Origin of the sequence: Paraburkholderia sp. Tr-20389 (assembly GCF_017104565.1) — a bacterium.
Classification (GTDB): domain Bacteria; phylum Pseudomonadota; class Gammaproteobacteria; order Burkholderiales; family Burkholderiaceae; genus Paraburkholderia.
The window spans coordinates 46,725-60,929 of the sequence record NZ_JAAGPD010000061.1; the positions used below are offsets into that span (position 1 = coordinate 46,725).

Consider the following 14,205-nt stretch of genomic DNA (forward strand, 5'->3'; position numbering starts at 1 on the left):
AATGCCGCCCGGTCTGGCACCGGGCGGCATCGTGTTCAGCGTTCGTTCGCCGACTGACGAGGCTTACTGCTGAGGCTGCGCTTGCGCGTCGCTGAATTCGATCCGCCGATTCGCGAAACGCCCGCCCTCCGTCGCGTTGCTCGCCACGGCGCGCACGTTGCCGTAGCCGTGCGCGACGAGCGCATCGGCGGGCACGCCCGCTTTCACGAGGAACGCACGCACGGCAGCGGCGCGCTCTTTCGACAGTTCCAGATTCGCGGACTCGCTGCCGACGTTATCCGAATAGCCAGCCACTTCGAGCTTCGGCGCGTGACCACTCTTCGTGCACGCCTGGAGCAATTTTGCGGACTGACCCAGATCGGCGAATGCCGACTGCGGCACGTGCGCGTCACTCGACGCGAAATTGATCACCTGCAAGTTCAGCGTCTTCACGAGATCCGACGTCGCACACGATGCACCCGGTGCGAGCAGCGAGTTCGCAGCGCTCATGAACGATTGCGCAGCGTTCGCGACCGCTTGAGCCGGATCGAACGCGCTCACCTGATATGGCGCGCCGAGCGACGACTTCAGACGGTCGAGCCAGCCCGATTTCGTATCGGCGGCCGCGCCGCTCAGTTCGACCCTGGTGCCGTCGATTTTCATCTCGGCACCCGGCGTCGCCAGCAGCGGCATCAGCGCGTCGAGATGCGTGAGCCAGTCGGCGGCCTTGCGGCTGTCGTCGACGGTGATGTCGGCATTGAAGTTGCCCGCACCGAATTTCTTAGTCAGCGCGTTCAACAGTTCCGATTTCTCGGCCACGTTCTGGACGGTCGCGGTGATCGTCGGCTTGCCGCTCTTGTCGACGGAAACGACCAGTTGCGAGTCCTTCGCCGGTGCCGGCGCTGCGTCCGCCTCCACTTTGCCCGAGGCGCTGGCGGCATCGTCGTGCGCCGTCTGCGAGGTTGGCTGGGCAGCCGCTTGCGTCGCCGCCGATACATCCGCAACGACAGGCTCGGCCGTTGCCGCGCTGCGGCCCAGGAAACCCGCCGCCGGCGGACAGTAGGCGAGCGCGATCCACGTCAGCATCGCGGCCAACGCGCCGATCAGCGCGGACAACGCCGCTACGCCGAGCCACTGCTTCCCCTTCAGTCCGACATGGCGCACTTCGCGCACTTCGCGCGCGGGCTGCACGGCCGCCGGCGCGTTCGCGGACAGCGTCGGCTCGACCGGGCCGCGCACGGGTGCGGGCGCCGCCGCCGGATGCTCGAAATGCGACGACACCGCGCGCACCTGCGAACCGATCGCCTGCGTGAAGGCCGTTGCGCCGCCGAGACCTAGCACCATCGTCAGTCCGTCGTTCAGAAACGGCGCGATATGCGGCAACTGCTGGCCGAGCAGCGTCGGCAACTGACCGACATTGCCCTGATGATCGAGAACGTGACGCTTGAGCACGCCCATCAGGATGCCGCCCGCGATGCCCGACACAGCATGCGTCGCGTGCGCGGGCACGCCCGTCTGCATCGACACGGTGTCGCTCAACCCATCGATACGCCGCTCGAACAGATGTTCGAGCAGATGACGTCCCGTCGACGAAAGCTGCGTGACGCCCGTCGTGCTCGCGAAAATGCGCGGCAACTGTTCGGCGATGTCCGGGTTGACTTCCTGCCCAAGGACGCTCGCGAACAATGCACGCGCGCCATCGAGCGTCGCGCACTTGTTCAGCAGACCGGCGACGAGCGCCGGCGTGGTCACGTCCATCACTTTTGCCGTTGCTTCCGGCGGCAATCCGAGGCAGTTCGACAGTTGTCGAACCACCGCTTCCGGCAACGCTGCCCGGACCAACTGAATCACATTGACACTCATCGATTCGTTTCCCTGAATTTCGAACGCGCGCCCATGCGCCCTTCGTTGGGGCGCGATTATAGGAGCGTGAAAATCTCAGAATTGAAGCGATGAACGATTTTTGATCTTTATAGGAATACTCTTATCGCACGGGTTGTTCCACGCCACGACGGAGCGCGGACGCGAGTTCGCCGGCGAGCACGGAACCGGCAGCAGTCCGGCGCGTCGCGGCGATGAAATCGGCGGCACGCTCGCCGATCATCACGGTCGGCGCATTCGTGTTGCCGCCGATCAGCGTCGGCATCACGGACGCGTCGACCACCCGCAAGCCGGCCACGCCGCGCACGCGCAGTTGCGTATCGACGACGGAGCGCTCGTCGCCACCCATCCGGCATGTCGAAACGGGGTGATAGATCGTGTCGGCGTGCGCGGCGATGGTCGCGCGCAATTCGGCGTCCGTCTGGCCGTGCCGTGTGTGGAGTTCGCGGCCGCCGCACAGTGCAAGCGACGGCGCATCCAGAATGCGACGCGACAGATGCACGCCTTCGACGAGCAGGTCGAGATCGCGCGGATCGCTGAGAAAGGCCGGATCGATGACGGGCGCCTCGCGTGCATCGCGGCTCGCGAGCGTGACGGAACCGCGGCTATGCGGACGCAGCACGCAGACATGCAGCGAATAGCCGTGCCCCCAGTGCATCCGGCGGTTGTGATCGTCGACGAGCGCGGTGCAGAAGTGCAGTTGCAGATCGGGACGGTCGAGCGTCGGCCGGCTTTTCAGAAAGCCGCCCGCTTCCGCGACGTTGCTCGTCAGCATCCCGCGTCCATTGCGCAGATACGAGTAAAAGCCCGGCACCATCTTCGCGAAGCCGCGCAGCGAGAAGCCCGTGAGTTGCGTCGACGGCACGCGCTTGTTGATCGTGAAATCGACGTGATCGGTGAGATTGCGGCCGACTTCCGGCGCGTCGTGCAGCACGGGAATGCCGAACGCGCGCAGATGGTCGGCGGGACCGATGCCCGAACACATCAGCAGTTGCGGAGAATTGAATGCGCCCGCCGCGAGCACGACTTCGGCGCGCGCCTCGATGACTTCCTTCACGCCTGCGCGCACCACTTCGATTCCCGTCGCGCGTTTGCCGTCGAACAGCATGCGCAGCACGGCGGCATCGGCGATGGTGCGCAGATTCGCACGCGAGCGGCCGTAGAGATACGCGCGCGCGACGCTCCAGCGTTGGCCGTCGCGCTGCGTTACCTGATAGAAGCCGACGCCTTCCTGCTGCGGGCCGTTGAAATCGTCGTTGCGCGGAAAGCCCGCCTCGACGGCGGCCTGCACGAAGCGATGCGAGAACGGATTCTGAAAACGCAGTTCCGACACGCTGAGCGGGCCGTCGCCGCCATGCAGCGCATCGGCGCCGCGCTCATTGCGTTCGGCGCGGCGAAAGTACGGCAGCACGTCGTCGAACGACCAGCCCTCGCAGCCACGACGCGCCCAGTCGTCGTAATCGAGCGGATGGCCGCGCGTGTACACCATCGCGTTGATCGCACTCGATCCGCCGAAGCCGCGCCCGCGCGGCTGATAACCGCGTCGCCCGTTCAGGCAGGGCTGCGGCGTCGTCGTATAGCCGTAGTTGGTCTTGAGGCGGAACGGCACGACGGCTGCAACCCCGAGCGGTATGTTGACGAAGAGATTGCGTTCGGTATGCGGACCCGCTTCGACGAGCGCGATGGTCGCATCGGGACATTGCTCGGCAAGACGCCCGGCCAGCGAACAGCCGCCCGACCCTGCGCCGACGATGACGTAGTCGTATTGCATTCGCTCCTCCTGTTCGCGTCGCGCGTTGCCGGCGACACCTGTCTCGTGCACACTTGTCTACATGCGCTGTCTGCGCATTGTAGGGAGCCCGGGGCGTTCTCACGGCGTCGGCGTCAGAGCGATCCCTCTAAACGGACGCCGGGCCGCCCCCCTATGATGAAAGCTTCCGTCTGCACTATTTTTCGTCTGCGGACGTCGTTCAAACACGGTCTTTTGCGCGCTGCCCCGATTCATTCTGCCGGCGCGCTCCAATCAAACAGCGGCCCCGACATTGGACGGCGCGCGTGCATCGAACGGAGACTTCAGATGGAACGGTTCGGCCCCGGCATCACGCATGAAGTGACCAATCAGGTTCCACCGCTCGCGAACTACAACCTGTTTGCAAGCGATGCCGCGCTGGCCGCCGCCGTCGAGCGCGAAGGCGCGGCGTGGCATCGCGAGGCGCTTGCGCGCGACGGCGCCGTGCTGACGACACCCGACGTCCTCGCACTCGCCGATCTCGCGAACCGCCACACCCCCGAACTCGCGGCGTTCAGCCCGCGCGGCGAGCGCATCGACGCGCTCGAATTTCATCCCGCGTGGCATACGCTGCTCGGTTTGTTGCGCCGCGAAGGACTGCACGCGCTACCTTTCTCCGATCCGCAGCCGGGTGCGATGGTCGCGCGTTGCGCGGGCTATTTTCTGCACGCGCAGCTCGAATCGGGCTCGCTGTGTCCGCTCACGATGACCTTCGCCAGCATTCCCGTGCTGCAGCGCGAACCCGAACTCTTCGCGACGCTGCGCGACAAGCTGTATTCGCGCGAGCACGATCCGCGCGACCTGCCGCTGACGCAGAAGACCTCGATGATGATCGGCATGGGCATGACGGAGAAGCAAGGCGGCTCGGACGTGCGCAGCAACCGCACTCAGGCCTTCGCAGCAAGTGGCAGCGGACGCGGCGCGGGCTATCGCCTCGTCGGACACAAATGGTTTTTCTCAGCGCCGCAATGCGACGCGCACCTGGTTCTCGCACGTACCGACGATCACGAAGGCCTGTCCTGCTTCTTCGTGCCGCGCTTCGCGCCGGACGGCAGCAAGAACGCGGTGCGCATCCAGCGTCTGAAGGACAAGCTCGGCAACCGCTCGAACGCGAGCAGCGAAGTCGAGCTTTTCGATGCCTGGGGCGTGATGATCGGCGACGAAGGACGCGGCGTGCCGACCATCATCGAAATGGCGAATTACACGCGGCTCGACTGCGTGATCGGCAGCGCGGCGTTGATGCGGGCGGCGCTCGTGCAGGCGATCCACCATGCACGCCATCGCAGCGCGTTCGGTAAACATCTCGCCGATCAGCCCTTGATGCGCAACGTGCTCGCCGACCTGGCGCTCGAATCGGAAGCGGCGACCGTGCTGTTCATGCGGCTCGCGCGCGCCTTCGAAGACACGACCAACGCACCCGAAGAACGCGCGTGGCGGCGCCTCGTCACGCCCGCGGCGAAGTACTGGATCTGCAAGCGCACGCTCGAATTCACGGGCGAAGCGATGGAAGTCTGGGGCGGCAACGGCTACGTCGAAGAAGGACCGATGGCGCGCTTCTACCGCGAAGCGCCCGTGAATTCGATCTGGGAAGGCTCGGGCAACGTGATGTGTCTCGACGTGCTGCGCGCGATGGAGCGCGAGCCCGACGCCGCGCAGGCTCTGCTCGCCGCGTGGCGCGCTGAGGCGCAAACCCATCCCGCGCTGGGCGCCGCGCTCGACCGGTTGATGAAAGCGCTCGCGTTGCCGCCCGAAGCGCGCGAAGCATCGGCGCGCCGCATCGCTCAGCAGATCGTGCTGATCGCGCAGGCGGTGCTGCTCGTGCAGCACGCGCCCTCATTCGTCGCCGATGCATTCATCGCGACGCGGCTTGCCGAAGGCTGCGGCGAAAGCGGCCGCGTGTACGGCACGCTGCCCGCCGCGTACGATCACGCGGCGATCGTGGATCGCGCATTCGCGGCATGACCGTCGAGCAAGCAGTACACCGACAAGAACAGGGAGACACAACCAGATGAAAAACGACCTGCCGGAGATCGCGGCACTGGAAGCACTGTTGCGCCAGCAACGCGCCGCGTATCTGCGCGCGCCGTATCCGTCCTGGGAACAACGCGCCGCGCATCTGAAAGCGCTGCGCGAAGTGCTGCTCGACAACCGCGACGCGCTCGCGGATGCCATGCACGCCGACTTCGGCAATCGTGCGAAAGAAGAAATCCTGCTGGCCGAGTTTCTGCTCGTGAAAGAGGAAATCGACGGCGCGCTGCGCCACGGCAAGCGCTGGATGAAAGCGCAGCGGCGCGCCGCGAACAAATGGCTGCTGCCCGCACGCGCGAAGGTCGTGCCGCAGCCACTCGGCGTCGTCGGCATCATCGTGCCGTGGAACTATCCCGTGCTGCTCGCGGCCGGACCGCTGATCAGCGCGCTCACGGCCGGCAATCGCGCGATCATCAAGATGTCGGAACTGACGCCCCGCACGTCGATGCTGTTCGAACAGTTGCTATCCCAGGCCTTCTCGCGCGATCACGTCGCGGTCGTCAATGGCGATGCCACGCTCGCGGCCGCATTCAGCGCGCAGCCGTTCGATCATCTGCTGTTCACCGGTTCGACGAAGGTCGGCCATGATGTGATGCGCGCCGCCGCCGAGCATCTGACGCCCGTCACGCTCGAACTCGGCGGCAAGTCGCCCGCGATCGTCGGGCCGCAAGCACGCTTCGACTATGCCGTCGACAGTATCGTCGCGGGCAAGACGCTCAACGCCGGACAGACCTGCATCGCACCCGACTACGTGCTCGTGCCGCGCGGCAAGGAACAGGCATTCATCGAGCGGGCGCGCCAGCGTATGGCGCGCCTCTATCCGGATTTCGCGCGCAACGCCGATTACACGTCGATCATTTCGCCGCGCCATTTCGCGCGCCTGCAGCGCCTCGCGGACGAAGCCCGCGAACAGGGCGCGCAATTGCACGCGCTCGCGGATGCCGCGCCCGATGCCGCCGCGCGCCGCTTTCCGCTAGTCGCGGTAACGCAGGCGCCCGACACGGCAACGCTGATGCAGGAAGAAATCTTCGGCCCCTTGCTGCCCATCGTCCCCTACGATTCGCTCGACGACGCGATCGCCTACGTCAACGCGCGCCCGCGCCCGCTGTCGCTCTACCTGTACGACGACGACAAAGCCACGATCGGGCGCGTCACGCACGAGACGATCGCGGGCGGCATGTCAGTCAACGAAACGTTGATGCATCTGGCGTGCGAAAGCCTGCCGTTCGGCGGCGTCGGCGCGAGCGGCATGGGGGCGTATCACGGGTATGAAGGCTTCGTCACGTTCTCGAAGATGAAGCCGGTGCTGACGCAGGCGCGCTTCAACGCGCGCGGCCTGATCGCGCCGCCCTACGGCCGGCGCGTGCGGGCGCTGCTCAGTCTGATGATGCGGGTCTGACGCCGGGCGTCAAAGCCCGCCGGGCGCTTGCGGAGACACGACCACGTCGGTGGAAGCCGAATCGTCGGCCGCACCGCTTTCCAGCCGATGCAGCCACGCGAGCAGTTCCGCGACGGCCTGATACAGCCGGGGCGGAATACGGGAGTCGAGATCGACCTGCATCAGCAGCGACACCATTTCGGGCGATTCGTGCACGTACAGGCCCGCTTCCTTCGCGCGCTGCACGATCATGTCGGCGACCAGCCCGTAGCCCTTCGCGATGACGCGCGGCGCCTCGTCGTGCCCGTGCGAATCGTAGACCAGCGCAGCCGCGCTCCTTCGATGCATGCGGCTCATTGCATATCCCAGTCGAAATCGTCGCTGCCGGCGTCGTGCGGTGCAGGCTTGTCCGCAGTCGAACGCGCATAGGCCGAAGCGGCCGCCGCAGCCGCGCCCGGCGGCAGACTGCCGCCGATCTCACGAATCGACAAACCGCTCAGCTCGATGCCCGCCTGCGCCAGACGTTGCCGGAAAGTCTCGCCCTGTGTGGCAAGCCGTGCCGCGCCGCCCGGACTCGCCTGCACGCGGGCGACGAGCCGCGTGCCCGTCAGCGTGAGATCGGCGTCGACCGTGCCGAGCGACGGCAGCGACAGCGTGAGGCGCGTGCGCCAAGGGTATTCGTCGTCTGCGGAAGCGGCGCCATTGCCGCTGCGCCGCCATTCGTCGCCTTCCTGCTCGATCGTCCAGTCGAGACGCGCGCCCGGCCAGGCTTCGCCTGTCCAGCGGAATTGCCCCGTCGCGAGCAGATCGAGCTGCTGGCGCACGAGCGGAATCGTCGCGGGATGCAACGCGGCCTGCATCGACTGCTGTTGCGGCGCATTGGGATCGTCGATGCCTGCCGCATGGGCCGCAACCGCCTGCTGTGCGCCGTGCGTGGAATCGGCAGGCGATTCGATGAGGTCGTGCGTCGCGAGATCGAAAGTCGTGAAGCGCGCCGACTGGGTGTGCGGTCCTTCCGGCTCGCCGCGCGCGGCGGCGACAGCAGCAGCGAAGGCCGCCGCGCCCGTGTTGCCCGAAGGACGCCCTTGGGTCCAGGCATTCGGATCGTCGGCGTCGTGACCTGTGTCGGGCTGCGACTGCGAGGCGGCATCGGCCAGATGATTCTGCGCCTCGCCCGCGAGCGACTCGACGGGCCGCTGCCCCGACAGCCATTGCGCCAGATGCGATTCGTAGAACAGCCCGCTTTCGTCGACGGTGCGCCTGAGGGCAGCCGCCAGCTCGGCAACGGGCAAAGGCGCAGCGACGATGTTCGACGCCGCGCTCGAACCCTGCGCGGCATGGGTGGCGTTCGCGGCGCCCGCGTTCTGCGCCGCAGTCGTATTGCCGGAAGCCGCCGGCTGCGACGCGCTCGCGCCCGTATCGGCGAGCGGCAGCGGCGCGATATCGATCGCGGGTGCGGCGGGCCAAACGGGAATCTGTCCGACCAGCGCGGGCGTCGCCTCGCCGCCGGAACGCGTGATCGCGTCGAGCGTCAGCGCGACGGCGGACAGCGCCGTCTGCGCGGACGCCGGCAATGGCGCGGGCGTCGCCGGGAGGGGCGAAACGGTCGGTGTCTTGACGTTGAGGGAGGCGTCCGCCTGCGTGGCGGTTGCGCCGGCGCGCGCGCCGACGGGAAGAAGGCTGTCGATGCGGCTAGCCAGCAGTGCAGCTACAGCCGTGTCGATTCCGTTCATGCCCGCTTCCTCTCGCGCATTGACGCTGCGTGGCCGCTAGCGGCTCATATGAAACTGTGTGAAGCGCTCAGCGCGCCTGGTAAAGTTCTTTCAGCACGATGGCCGGGCGGCTCGGCGCGAACAGCGCCTGCAGCTTGGCCATGCGCGGGTTCGCGAGATCGCGGACCGTCGCGTCGTTCGCGAGGATCTGGCGGATCAGGTCGAATTTGCGGGCGCGCTCGTCATCGGACAGGCGCACGCCGTCTTCCGCGTGTTTCAGCGCGTCGACGAGATGCCGGTACTCGTCCTGCAATAGAACGAGATCGTTCCAAAGCGCGTCTCGCGCTGCCATCACCATCCGTACTGAAATCGCTGCGATCGCCTCGTAGCGGGCGAAATAGTCTGCGTTCGAACTCATCTCATGCTTTCCGCGGACGACTGCATCGCCATCCGCGCAATCTCCGGCGCGATACCAATCCAGGCCTCCTCGAGCGTGGCCAGCAACCCGTCGACTTCGACGAGCATCGCCTCGCTCTGCTTGAGATTCGCCTCGAGCAGTCGCCGCGTCATATAGCTATAGAGCGCATCGAGACGCCCCGCGATTTCGCCGCCGGCTTCGAGGTTGAGCGCCTGCTGCAACCCGTCGCCGATGATCTGGATGGCCTTGCCGATCGACTCGCCACGGGCCGCAATGTCGCCTTGCTGCAGATGCATACGCGCCTGCGCAATTGCCTTTCGCGCCCCCTGGTACAGCATCACGATCAGGCGATGGGGGCTCGCGCCCATCACCCCTGTTTCCACGCCGACGCGAGCGTAGGCATTGGCTCCAGAGTGTCCCGGGGAAAACATCGGCGCTCCTCCTGTATTGCTGATATCGGTCGGACTGACGGCGGACGGCCTGCCGGGACGCTGCATCACCTTGACGCGCGCATTCCAGCCAGCCCTTGTAACAAGGTTATCGGTTCATACGAATAAAGCTTTAGCCCGCTGGAAGGAAGCGTCAGGAATCGCACAGGGCACGGCGCTGCCGCGCCGCGCGCCGCGTGGGTTTGCCGCGAGCGGCAGGCCGTCGTACCAGTGCGGTGCATAAAAAATATGCACGAAGCCGTGACGCCGGACAGCGGCGCAAGGTCCGTTGCGGACGACGGCTCGCTCGCATGAAGCAGCCGCGCGTGACGCAGTTGCGATGCACGGCGCATGGACCGCGCGCCGCCGCCCAGAGGAAAGGCGGCATGCACGCGGACGCCTGCGGCGCGCGTCGCCGAAGCGTCAGACGGCGATCTGCATGATGTCGTTGTAAGCCGACACCAGCTTGTTGCGCACCTGCAAGCCGAACTGGAGGCCGACGTTGGCCTTCTGCATGTCGACCATCACGTCGTTCAGCGACACGTTCGGCGCGCCGATTTCGAATGCGTGGGCTTCGCTGACCGCGCTCTTCTGGTCGGCGCTGATCTTGTCGATCGACGCCTTCAGCGCCGACGCGAAACCGCCTGCCGTGGCCGCGCCGGATTCGTTCGCGACCGCAGTGCTGCCGCCCGCGGCCTGGGCTGCCATCGACTGCATCTGTTGCAAGGCCGATTGAAGCGGATTGATGGGCGCTGTCATGTTCTCTCCTGAGTGAGATGCAGGCGAGCGTTCGCGCCATGCACCAATTGGACAGGAAGCATAGCAGCGGCCCTTTTCCGAAAGCCGTGAAAGTAAGGGTGAAACTCCCCGCTATTCGGCGCATGGGGTTGCCTGACGATGCGGATAATCCCTAACGTGAAAGTCTCTGTCGACAGGCGCCAGTTGGTAAGGCGCCGTAAGCGGCAGAACGCAAAAGGATTCCGGAGAAACCCGACGCATGGATTCGTCAGCCAACTCTTTAATGACCCCCGACGCCCGCATGGGCCTCGCCGGCGCGCAGCCGGGCGCAGCGGGAGCCGCCCAGGGCGCAGCGGGCCTCGACCTCGGCGGCACGGGCAGCGGCTTTGCCTCGCGCTTCCCGGGTCTTCCCACGTCGTTGACGCAGATGCGCGGCAACCCGCGCGCGCCGCTGATCTTCGCCGTCGCGGTGCTGATCGCCGTGGTCGCGGGGCTGATTCTCTGGTCGCGTGCGCCCGACTATAAGGTGCTGTACAGCAACGTCTCCGATCAGGACGGCGGCGCAATCGTTGCCGCGCTCCAGCAGGCGAACGTGCCGTACAAGTTTTCCGATGCGGGCGGCGCCATCCTGATCCCCGCCGACCAGGTGCATGAAATGCGTCTGCGCCTCGCGTCGCAGGGTCTGCCGAAGAGCGGCTCGGTCGGTTTCGAACTGATGGACAACCAGAAGTTCGGCATCAGCCAGTTCGCCGAGCAGATCAACTACCAGCGCGCGCTGGAAGGCGAACTGCAGCGCACGATCGAATCCATCTCGACGGTGAAGACGGCGCGCGTCCATCTGGCGATTCCGAAGCCGACCGTGTTCGTGCGCGACCGCGAAGCGCCGTCTGCGTCCGTGCTCGTCAATCTGTATCCGGGCCGCATGCTCGACGAAGGCCAGGTCGTGGCGATCACGCATATGGTCGCTTCCGCCGTGCCCGACATGCCCGTGCGCAACGTGACGATCATCGACCAGGACGGCAACCTGCTCACGCAGGCGGGCGCCAACGGCAGCGGCCTCGACGCGACGCAGCTCAAGTATGTGCAGCAGATCGAACGCAACACGCAGCAGCGCATCGACGCAATCCTGTCGCCGCTGTTCGGCTCGGGCAATGCACACTCGCAGGTCAGCGCCGACATCGATTTCTCGAAGGGCGAGCAAACCTCGGAAGACTACGGCCCGAACGGCAATCCGCAGGCAGCGGCGATCCGCAGCCAGCAGACCAGCACGGCGACGGAAATGTCGCAAGGCGGCGCCTCGGGCGTGCCGGGCGCGCTGTCGAACCAGCCGCCGCAGCCGGCCTCCGCCCCCATCGTCGCGAGCGCGAACGGCGCCAGCGGCGTGACGACGACGCCGATCAGCGACCACAAAGACTCGACCACCAACTACGAACTCAACAAGACCGTGAGCCACACGGAAAAGGCGATCGGCGGCATCAAGCGCCTGTCGGTGGCGGTGGTGGTGAACTACATGCGCGTCGTCGACGCCAAGGGCCACGCGACCATGCAGCCCGTCCCCGCCGACAAGCTGGCGCAGGTCACGCAACTGGTGAAGGACGCGATGGGCTACGACCAGGCGCGCGGCGACTCGGTCAACGTCGTGAACAGCGCGTTCACGCAGATCGTCGACCCGGATGCCGACCTGCCGTGGTGGCGCACGAAGGACATGATCGCGATGTACAAGCAGATTGCGACGTACCTCGGTATCGGCCTCGTCGCACTGTTCCTCTATTTCGTGATGGTCAAGCCGGCGCTGCGCCGGGCGTTCCCGCCGCCGGTCGAGGCTGTCGCCGCGCTGCCGTCGCCGGACGAACCGGTGCTCGATGGCCTGCCGCCGAGCGCAGCCGCGATCGCCGCCGAAGAGGAAGTCGAAGGCAGCCTGGTTTCGCTGGAAAGCGACAAGGCCAAATATGAGCGGAACCTCGAATATGCGCGTCAGATCGCGCGTCAGGATCCGAAGATCGTTGCAACCGTCGTGAAGAGCTGGGTGTCCGATGAGCACTGAAGGCGTATTGAAGAGCGCGCTCCTGCTGATGTCGATCGGCGAGGAAGAGGCGGCTCAGGTATTCAAGTTTCTGGGTCCGCGCGAAGTCCAGAAGATCGGCGTCGCGATGGCGTCGCTGAAGAACATCACGCGCGAACAGATCGACGAGGTGCTGCACGAGTTCGTCTCCGAGGCGGACAAGCACACCGCGCTGTCGCTCGATTCGAACGACTACATCCGCTCCGTGCTGACGAAGGCGCTCGGCGACGACAAGGCGGGCGCGATCATCGACCGGATCCTGCAAGGCAGCGATACGAGCGGTATCGAAGGTCTGAAGTGGATGGATTCGGCGGCTGTCGCCGAACTGATCAAGAACGAGCACCCGCAGATCATCGCGACGATCCTCGTGCACCTGGACCGCGATCAGGCATCGGAAATCGTCGCCTGCTTCACGGAACGTCTGCGCAACGACGTGCTGCTGCGGATCGCGACGCTCGACGGCATCCAGCCCGCCGCGCTGCGCGAACTCGACGACGTGCTGACGGGCCTGCTTTCAGGCAGCGACAACCTGAAGCGCAGCCCGATGGGCGGCATCCGCACGGCGGCGGAAATTCTCAACTTCCTGCCGGGCAACCACGAAGAGTCGGTCATCGACAACGTCCGCCAGTACGACGCGGAACTCGCGCAGAAGATCATCGACCAGATGTTCGTGTTCGACAACCTGATCGACCTGGAAGACCGCGCGATCCAGCTGCTGCTGAAGGAAGTCGAATCGGAAACGCTGATCATCTCGCTGAAGGGCGCGCAGCCCGCGCTGCGCCAGAAGTTCCTGTCGAACATGTCGCAGCGTGCAGCCGAACTGCTCGCGGAAGACCTCGACGCACGCGGCCCGGTCCGCGTGTCGGAAGTGGAAACGCAACAGCGCAAGATCCTTCAGGTCGTGCGCAATCTCGCCGAATCAGGAGCAATCGTGATCGGCGGCAAGGCAGAAGATGCATATGTCTGACCAGGACCCCACGCGCAAGGAAAGCCTCTCGGCCTACCAGCGCTGGGAGATGGCCTCGTTCGACCCGGTGCCCGAGCCGGAGCCCGAAGTCGACGACGGCGCGTTCGAAGCGGAGCTGCAACGCCTGCGCGATGCCGCGCATGCGCAAGGCGTCGCGTCCGGCCACGTGGCCGGCCAGGCGCTCGGTTATCAGGCCGGCTACGAGCAGGGCCGCGCCCAGGGCTTCGAGCAGGGTCAGGCGGAAGCGCGCACGGAAGCCGCACAGATCGCCGCGCTCGCCGAAACGTTCAAGGCCGCGCTCGACAACGCGCAGCACGAACTGTCGGAAACGATCGTCGCGCTCGCGCTCGACATCGCGCAACAAGTCGTACGCCAGCACGTCCAGCACGACCCGACGGCGCTCATCGCCGCCGCGCGTGAGGTGATGGCGACAGAACCGGCGCTGGTCGGCGCGCCCGCTCTGATCGTGAGTCCTGCCGATCTGCCCGTCGTCGAAGCGTATCTGCTGGAAGAACTGCAGACGCGTGGCTGGAACGTGCGCACCGACCCCGCGATCGAACGCGGCGGTTGCCGCGCCGTGTCCACGACGGGCGAAGTGGACGCCGGCATCGCGACGCGCTGGGAGCGCGTCACGGCAGCGCTCGGCAAGGCAAGCACATGGTAAAGCCGACCATCGAAGACATTCAGCATAGCGACCTCACACCGCTCGAACGCGAGTTGGCGCTGGCGTCGTTCGGCGCGGAAGCGCTCACCGTCGCGCAGATGGAAGAATCGCTCGCGGCGTTGGAATCCGCGATTTCGGAAGCCCATGCGGGCGCCGACGAC

Annotated in this window: 12 protein-coding genes and 1 pseudogene; 6 read left to right on the forward strand and 7 right to left on the reverse strand. The window is 66.0% G+C overall.

The genetic code is table 11. The annotated features are described in order from the left end of the window. Positions 1-63: 63 nt before the first annotated feature. Positions 64-1,842 carry an OmpA family protein gene (locus G3N95_RS36685; protein ID WP_205974971.1) on the reverse strand — a complete coding sequence of 593 codons (1,779 nt, stop codon included), beginning with the start codon at positions 1,840-1,842 and terminating at the stop codon, positions 64-66. A 121-nt stretch (positions 1,843-1,963) separates the two neighbouring features. After that, entirely contained in the window at positions 1,964-3,631 is a 1,668-nt protein-coding gene (locus G3N95_RS36690; RefSeq protein ID WP_205974972.1) for a GMC family oxidoreductase N-terminal domain-containing protein, read from the reverse strand. 306 nt (positions 3,632-3,937) lie between these two features. Between G3N95_RS36690 and G3N95_RS36695 the strand changes: the two genes are divergently transcribed. Continuing rightward, the gene (locus tag G3N95_RS36695; protein ID WP_205974973.1) at positions 3,938-5,611 is read left to right on the forward strand and encodes an isovaleryl-CoA dehydrogenase; all 1,674 of its coding nucleotides are present in this window, start codon (positions 3,938-3,940) and stop codon (positions 5,609-5,611) included. Between the two features lie 46 nt (positions 5,612-5,657). Continuing rightward, entirely contained in the window at positions 5,658-7,076 is a 1,419-nt protein-coding gene (locus G3N95_RS36700; protein WP_205974974.1) for a coniferyl aldehyde dehydrogenase, read from the forward strand. 9 nt (positions 7,077-7,085) lie between these two features. Here the strand turns inward: G3N95_RS36700 and G3N95_RS36705 are convergent, their stop codons facing one another. The 5 genes from G3N95_RS36705 to fliE form a co-directional block, all read right to left on the reverse strand. After that, positions 7,086-7,412, reverse strand: coding sequence for an EscU/YscU/HrcU family type III secretion system export apparatus switch protein (locus tag G3N95_RS36705; RefSeq protein WP_205974975.1), 327 nt, complete (start codon positions 7,410-7,412; stop codon positions 7,086-7,088). Then, positions 7,409-8,788 (reverse strand): flagellar hook-length control protein FliK, encoded by a 1,380-nt coding sequence (locus G3N95_RS36710; RefSeq protein WP_205974976.1) that lies wholly within the window; start codon positions 8,786-8,788, stop codon positions 7,409-7,411. Before G3N95_RS36710 ends, G3N95_RS36705 begins: the two co-directional genes overlap by 4 nt. A gap of 67 nt (positions 8,789-8,855) precedes the next feature. Beyond that, positions 8,856-9,185 (reverse strand): flagellar protein FliT, encoded by a 330-nt coding sequence (locus G3N95_RS36715; RefSeq protein WP_012402278.1) that lies wholly within the window; start codon positions 9,183-9,185, stop codon positions 8,856-8,858. Continuing rightward, entirely contained in the window at positions 9,182-9,616 is a 435-nt protein-coding gene (gene fliS, locus G3N95_RS36720) for a flagellar export chaperone FliS (protein WP_205974983.1), read from the reverse strand. Before fliS ends, G3N95_RS36715 begins: the two co-directional genes overlap by 4 nt. Positions 9,617-10,036: 420 nt before the next feature. Further along, the gene (gene fliE, locus G3N95_RS36725; RefSeq protein WP_205974977.1) at positions 10,037-10,372 is read right to left on the reverse strand and encodes a flagellar hook-basal body complex protein FliE; all 336 of its coding nucleotides are present in this window, start codon (positions 10,370-10,372) and stop codon (positions 10,037-10,039) included. 238 nt (positions 10,373-10,610) lie between these two features. Here fliE and fliF point away from each other — a divergent pair, with 238 nt between their 5' ends. From fliF to G3N95_RS40775, 4 genes and pseudogenes are all read left to right on the forward strand, one after another. Continuing rightward, positions 10,611-12,395 carry a flagellar basal-body MS-ring/collar protein FliF gene (fliF, locus tag G3N95_RS36730; RefSeq protein WP_205974978.1) on the forward strand — a complete coding sequence of 595 codons (1,785 nt, stop codon included), beginning with the start codon at positions 10,611-10,613 and terminating at the stop codon, positions 12,393-12,395. Next, entirely contained in the window at positions 12,385-13,380 is a 996-nt protein-coding gene (gene fliG / locus G3N95_RS36735; RefSeq protein WP_201648917.1) for a flagellar motor switch protein FliG, read from the forward strand. The genes fliF and fliG overlap by 11 nt, the downstream gene beginning before the upstream one ends. After that, entirely contained in the window at positions 13,367-14,044 is a 678-nt protein-coding gene (gene fliH / locus G3N95_RS36740; RefSeq protein WP_205974979.1) for a flagellar assembly protein FliH, read from the forward strand. The genes fliG and fliH overlap by 14 nt, the downstream gene beginning before the upstream one ends. Then, positions 14,038-14,205, forward strand: a pseudogene (locus tag G3N95_RS40775) (flagellum-specific ATP synthase FliI); the annotation flags it as partial. The gene fliH and the pseudogene G3N95_RS40775, both read left to right, overlap by 7 nt.